Raw genomic sequence first — 6,531 nt, forward strand, 5'->3', positions numbered from 1 at the left:
GAGAGGCATAGCTCTCGGACGAAAATCCTGGTTGTTCTGCGGCTCTGATCGTGGCGGACGGCGCGCAGCTTCCATGTATAGCTTGATCGTCACGGCCAAAATGAACGGCGTCGATCCGCAGGCATGGCTCACGGATATCCTTGCCCGCATCGCCGCCCACCCAGCTCATCGGCTCGACGAGCTTCTGCCCTGGAATTGGACGCCGGGATCAACGATTGCTGCGCAAGCGGCGTGATCTGCGAGCTGATGACGCTGCTGCGTGATCGACTAACCCGCCTGTGGCCCACGCCGGATGCTTACGCTGGCGCTGCGGCCAGCGGATCTGCGTGGTCCGGCCAAGGGGGAGAGCGAATGCCTCCTCCGGTGATGGCTGGCCTTCGATATTGCGACGGATGTCGCGGATGATCCGGCCCAGCCGGCTTCGCAGGAAGCGCAGCTGCCGCAGGTGCCGGTTGAACTGTTTGGCGTGAGGGTAGGGCCCGCCACCATCGCCGCGGCCCTGGCCGCGCGCCATAGGATTGCCGCAGCCGGACCCCTGTCCTTGCACCAGGTGGTTGAGCTCCCTGATGGCCGCAGGCAGCAGCTTGGCGGTGGCGGCCCTCTCATAACGCTTGGTGATAATGGATGCTTGATGGCTGCTGCCCGCTGGTCGGACTGCCCGGCAACATCGATTCTTTGGAGGTCGCAGCGCGCGCACCCGTTACCGGTCAAACCCGTTTCTGGCTCGATGAACGCCGGTACATACCAGCACGGCTTTCTCAATATCCAATTGTTTCCCCCACCAAAGTAAGTAGTGGCTCGATCCATTATCAACGTTGTACCATCAGTTAATAACTCGCCCGCATCGGCTAGGGTGCAACTCGTCACATGGCGCTAAGGAGCGATAATGATAAGCGTGGTTGATCCGTTGCAAGTATCGCGCTTCCTTCAAGCATATGACACCGCTGCTAACCAAAAGGGCATCAAGCTTTCGATAGGATTCGATTTTCATAAGTATGTCTCAATCACACGGGCTCTTCCTACAAAGAAGCCGACACAACCGAGTTTCCGGCCAGATCGCTCGCCAATCAAATCGGACGAGGGGTATTGGTTGATTGGCGTCGACAAAAATAACGAGGTTGCGCTTGTAGAGGCTGCTCGACTGTATGATCTTTCGCACAGCAACTTTGCAGAACATCTTGAATCTCTGAAGGCGTATTACGCTGACCCGACCATACATGCACACCCGCAGAGCCGTTGCATCTGCACGGCACCAAGCGCGAAAGAGATTACCGGAAAGGTAGCCTACCACGGCGATTTTTGGTTGCGGAAGGACTTTAGAGGACAAGGCATACCAAAGATCATGGCTGCGATATTACGCGGCGCGTCCTTTGCCATGTGGGCTCCGGACTTCGTATGTGGACTTGCAGCGCGCTGGCTACTGGATAAGGGCGTCCTTGCGCAATACGGACACGCGCATCATGAATCCGGGGCGATGTTGCAGCTAGTAGAAGAAGATATAGCGGACGACGATTTGCTTGTTTGGATGACCGGCGAGGAGTTGAGGAACCTCGTTTACCGTCACGACAGGGCCGATCTGGCTTTAATCTCGTGATTCATGAGCACGCCGTCCCAGGTTCACGTAATCGCGGCGATACTCAGTTCAACTCGATCCCACTTTAGAACAACGCAGGCGCTCCGGAGACAACCCGCCGAATGAGCCTGAAGGCGGCGCGACGAGCAGCGCTCGCCCCATCCCCGAAATGTTAATCGATCGATGAGGGTGCCGTGAATCAGAAGTTTCCAGCTTCGAATCTAGTGGGAATGGCGCGTGTTGAGCAGAGATCCAAGCACAGCTTTGCCCGCGCCCGACTAGTGTTCCCTGACGGCACGTCGCGAGTGACCATCGAACGGGATCCGATACCACTTTATGTGGAGCGCGGAATGGGTAGCTATCTATTCGACGTCGATGGCCGCCGGTTTCTCGACCTCAGTGCCAACTTCACCACGTTGATCCATGGCCACGCCTTCGCACCCGTCGTCGAAGCACTAACCCGTCAACTCCAGCGCGGCAGCTGCTTCGCAAATCCGACAGAGAGTGAGATCGAACTCGCTGAACTACTTTGCGGCCGGATTCCGCAGGTTGATCGTGTTCGCTTCGTCAATACTGGAACTGAAGCTGTGCTGTTCGGGATCAAGGCTGCGCGGGCATTCACGGGACGTTCGAAAATCGCGAAGCTCGAAGGCGCCTATCATGGCGCCTATGACTGGGCTGAGGTAAGTCTGGCAGCGACTCCGGACAATTGGGGTGATCCCACCGCACCCAAGTCTACGGCCTTCTATCGCGGCATGCCCGCGAGCGTGCTTGATGAAGTCGTTGTGCTCCGCTTCAACGATATTGAAGGCGCTCGCCGGTTGCTGTCATTACATGCAGACAAGCTTGCCGCCGTTGTTATGGACCCGATGCCAAGCCGGGGTGGTCTAATTGCGCCTAAGCCCGAGTTCGTTGTTGCGGTTCAGGAAACCGCCCGCAAAAACGGTATTCTGGTGATTGCCGACGAAATCCTGAATCTCCGGCAAAGTTTCCGCGGGGCTTCCGCCCGCTATGGCCTTGTTCCGGATCTTGTCACGATGGGGAAGATTATCGGCGGCGGTTTGCCGATTGGAGCAGTCGGCGGTCGCGAGGACGTGATGAAGGTCTTCGAGGCCTCCGCGGGCCGGCCACTGCTACCGCAAGGCGGCACGTTTTCCGCCAATACTCTATCCATGACAGCGGGTCTTGCCGCAATGCGGCATCTCGACCATGCGGCTTTTGAATATCTCGAGTTGCTTGGGAACATTGTCCGGGACGGGATTGGCCGGGCCATCTCGAATCGGTGCGCTCCGCTGTGCGTGACCGGGGCCGCATCACTCTTTCGTATCCATCCGATGGCTCAAATTCCAAATGACTATCGTGAGGCCCATCCCGTGCTCGCAGGAGCAACTCTAATGAGGCAGCTCACGCGCTTTTTCGCAGAGAACGGCATAATCCTGCCATATGGCGCTGCTGCTTCGATCTCGACATCGATGACTCGTACCGAGGCGGAATTCGTCGTCGATGTGTTCGCAGGCTTTCTCGATGGCCACCAGGACATGCTAGAGGCGCTGGAAGCGCGCACATGAAGCAAACAGCTGGGTAAGACCCTTGCTTCGCAGCATCGTGCCGTTAAGCTGATCTTCGGTTACAGTGTAACTTGGGTCGTGTTTCTGACATGTAAAGCGATTTGGCCAAGTAGAGCTGGTTTTCTCGGTGGCCGCTGACGTTGCCAACGATGATCTTGATGTAGTTGGCTCTGGCGCGTCCGCTCGCCGACATCTCCCTGAGCATGCTGATCCAATCTTCCGGAAATGGCGGCGGGTTGCGTGTCGATTCGGTGCAGCCACAATAGACCGCGTTACTAGGAACATCTATGTCGTAGCTACTGCCGCTCGGCGGCTCTGTTACCATGGCCCTTACTTCATCGGGTCTCCTCTGATCTGGTAGCTGCCCAAGCGAGGTAGCCAATGGTTTAGTTCGCTTGAACAATGGACCTGACTAGCTGCCAGTTAGATTTGAGCAGGATCTAAAGTCGCGCCGGCCCGTGCCCCCGTAGCAGATGATCTTCCCGGAGCATCGGCATGACTGGAAGAATGGAGCCCTCAATGGGAGTGCTATCGGATCTGCGGGTCATCGAGATCGGCAGCTCGGCGGCAACCTGCTATTGCGCGCGGTTGTTTGCCGATTTCGGCGCTGATGTCCAGAAGGTCGAGCCGCCAGCAGGCGATCCGCTTCGGCGTAGCGCACCACTCACGCCTGGGGGCCAGAGCGCGTGGTTCGCATTCCTGAATTTCAACAAGTCGAGCATCATGATAGATAGCGCTGACCCCAGCGCGGTCACACGGCTGACGGCTCTGATAGAGGATTGCGACATTCTGATCGATGGGCGCGATGTTGATCCCATGGATTGCCCGTCCATCGATATGGCCGCGATCCGGCAGCAGCGCCCTGGATTGATCCACCTCGAAGCGAGCTGGTTCGGTCATGATGGGCCTTATGCTGGATTCGTCGCAACCGATTCTACGGTGCGCGCACTCGCTGGTCTCATTAAGCTGGTTGGACCGGTCGAGGGACCGCCGTTGCACGCACCCGATTTCCAGACGGGTATCCTTGCCGGTCTGTGGGGCTTTATCGCCGCAGCTTCTTCTGCTCTTGCGCGAATGCGGGGCGAGATGGGGCGGTCCTGGTCGCTCAGTATTTTCGAATCGAGCATCGCTTTGTCCGAATATCTGATGTTCGAGGCCTTTGCGCGCGGCGATGTTATGCGCCGGATTGGGACTAACCGCTTCTGGCCGACCTTTCCAGCAGGGATCTATGAAACCAAAAGAGGATGGCTCGGCATTACGACAGGTACACCAGCACAATGGCGCGCATTCTGCGATATGCTCGGCCTGTTCGAATTGCGTGATGATCCAGCTCTGATCTTAGGCGTCGATCGACTGCGGCACGTCGAGCAGATCGAGCGACAGTTCGTCCCGAGGCTGAGGATGCGGACAGCGCAGGCGTGGTTTGCGGAGGGACTGAAGCGGAAGATTCCAATCGTGCCGGTACCCAAAATATCCGATCTGCTCCAGAACGAGGAGAAGAAGTCGCGCGGCGCGATCGTACCCATCCTCCTAGGCGAAGAAGAGGGCGTGACGGCTGGCTCGATGCAGCGGCTGACGTTGACCCCGCCTCGCCGGGGCGGGAAGGTTCCGGGGCTCGGCGAGCAGCAGAATGTTGCGAAAATCAGAAGCCGCCCACCCCGCACAATGTCCGCTTCGTTCGACTGCATCGATGCTGGTGGGCTCCCGTTGCAGGGAATTCGCGTTATCGACTTCACGATGGGCTGGGCGGGTCCGCTGTGTACCCGTTCATTGGCTGATCTCGGTGCGGACGTCATCAAGATCGAGGCGATCCAATATCCGGACTGGTGGCGTGGCGTTGACCGACGCCCTGCTTATGTCGACAGCCGGATGTACGAAATGAAGCCGGAGTTCTGTGTCATGAACCGTAACAAGCGCGGCATCACACTTGACCTGACTCGACCGAAGGGCCTCGCTCTCGCCAAAAGGCTTTCAGCGGGAGCTGATATTGTCGTCGGCAATTATTCGGTCGATGTGCTGCCGAAGCTCGGACTTGGCTACGACGTGCTCAGAAGCCTCAATCCGCGCTTGGTCATGATGTCTATGTCAGCCTTTGGTACGAATAGCGTCCATCGCGACTGCCGGGCCTACGGATCTACTCTCGAGCAGGGCTCAGGGTTGCCTAGCGTGATCGGAAACCCCGAGGGAGCCCCTGTGATGAGCCATATCGCGTTTGGGGACGCCGTCGGCGGGTTGAATGGCTGCGCTGCGGTTTTGGTGGCACTAATTCACGCTCGCAACACTGGGCAGGGACAGTTCATTGATCTTGCGCAGATCGATTGCATGATGCCGTTCGCGGCGCCATGGATCACCGTCCACTCCATCGAGGGGATGCCTCCGACGAGATACGGCAATCGGCATCCGCAGTTCGTGCCGCATGGATGTTTTCGGTGTGCGGGTGAGGACAACTGGATCGTCATAGCCGCGACGGACCAGGACATGTGGCAGAGGCTAGCGCTGCTTATTGGTCGCCCTGACTGGGCCACGGAGCCATCGCTGGTACCTGCGGAAGGTCGCCGCCGCGTCGAGGATGTCATCGAGAGAGAGATCGAAAGCTGGACGCTCACCCGTGATGCGGACCAAGCCATGTCCGAGTTGCAGCGCGTAAGGGTTGCGGCCGGCGTGGCCCGCCTGCCAATTTATCTGCTTAAGGATCGGCATCTCTGGGCGCGCGAATTTCTGCAGGATGTTGAACGCCCTTTCATTGGCTTGCATCCGCAGCCAGCAATGCCCATTCGCGAAGCCGCACGACCCTATACGATCCGCGCAGCGGCACCGACGCTCGGACAACACAACGAAGAGATTCTGTCAGAGCTTCTCGGGCTCTCCAAGGCCGAGATCGCACAATTGGCGAAGGAGGGGATTACCGGTACAGTTATGCTTTCTGAAGAGGAACTCTCAAAAGCAAGGGGGGTGTCATCAGCCTGACAAACCGCGGCTGCGCGCGAAGATTGCCACCTCTTCGGGCTCGGTAGATCGGCCGCCCTTCGGTCACGGATTCATGAGGCGCAAGGCCGATCGGGTGCTCCGCCGGAGAGTGCGACGCAGCACCTCGTTCGCGGACAAGAGGCGATCAGCGGTTGCCCTTGCGCCGCTATGCCGGTCGCTTACTGGGAGTGACAGGCTCTAGCGTCGGCTTGAATCTCCTGAGGGAAGAAGTCGAAACCACGATATGTGCGGAAGCTCAGGTCTTCGGGGTCAAGGGCTGTCATGACGTGTCGTTCCGCGCTGCTGAACGCTGGGGCGGTGGTAACGCGGATAGAGGCCGATCTCGATCATGCAGTCCGCGCAGACGGGACAGAGCTCGATGCGATGGCCGATCAGGACAGCGTAGCGCTCGCTATGGTCAGC

4 protein-coding genes and 1 pseudogene are annotated in these 6,531 nt (G+C 58.4%); 4 read left to right on the forward strand and 1 reads right to left on the reverse strand.

Going from position 1 to position 6,531, the window contains the following annotated elements; all coding sequences use genetic code 11:
• A partial coding sequence (locus tag K3F49_RS38950; RefSeq protein WP_234686142.1) for a transposase domain-containing protein occupies nt 1-235 on the forward strand: 235 nt, incomplete at its 5' end.
• A gap of 60 nt (nt 236-295) precedes the next feature.
• On the opposite strand, the pseudogene K3F49_RS38955 reads toward K3F49_RS38950, so the two are convergent.
• Nucleotides 296-589, reverse strand: a pseudogene (locus tag K3F49_RS38955) (IS5/IS1182 family transposase); the annotation flags it as partial.
• 297 nt (nt 590-886) lie between these two features.
• On the opposite strand from K3F49_RS38955, the gene K3F49_RS38960 reads away from it, so the two are divergent.
• From K3F49_RS38960 to K3F49_RS38970, 3 genes are all read left to right on the forward strand, one after another.
• Entirely contained in the window at nt 887-1,594 is a 708-nt protein-coding gene (locus tag K3F49_RS38960; protein WP_234686143.1) for a hypothetical protein, read from the forward strand.
• A gap of 209 nt (nt 1,595-1,803) precedes the next feature.
• Complete coding sequence (locus K3F49_RS38965; protein ID WP_276575475.1) at nt 1,804-3,141, forward strand: aspartate aminotransferase family protein; 1,338 nt, start codon at nt 1,804-1,806, stop codon at nt 3,139-3,141.
• 519 nt (nt 3,142-3,660) lie between these two features.
• A complete protein-coding gene (locus K3F49_RS38970) occupies nt 3,661-6,108 on the forward strand; it encodes a CaiB/BaiF CoA transferase family protein (protein ID WP_234686145.1) in 2,448 nt (815 codons plus the stop codon).
• Nucleotides 6,109-6,531 lie beyond the last annotated feature (423 nt).

The sequence above is a fragment of the Bradyrhizobium monzae genome (genome assembly GCF_021458635.1).
In the GTDB taxonomy this organism is placed as follows: Bacteria; Pseudomonadota; Alphaproteobacteria; order Rhizobiales; family Xanthobacteraceae; genus Bradyrhizobium.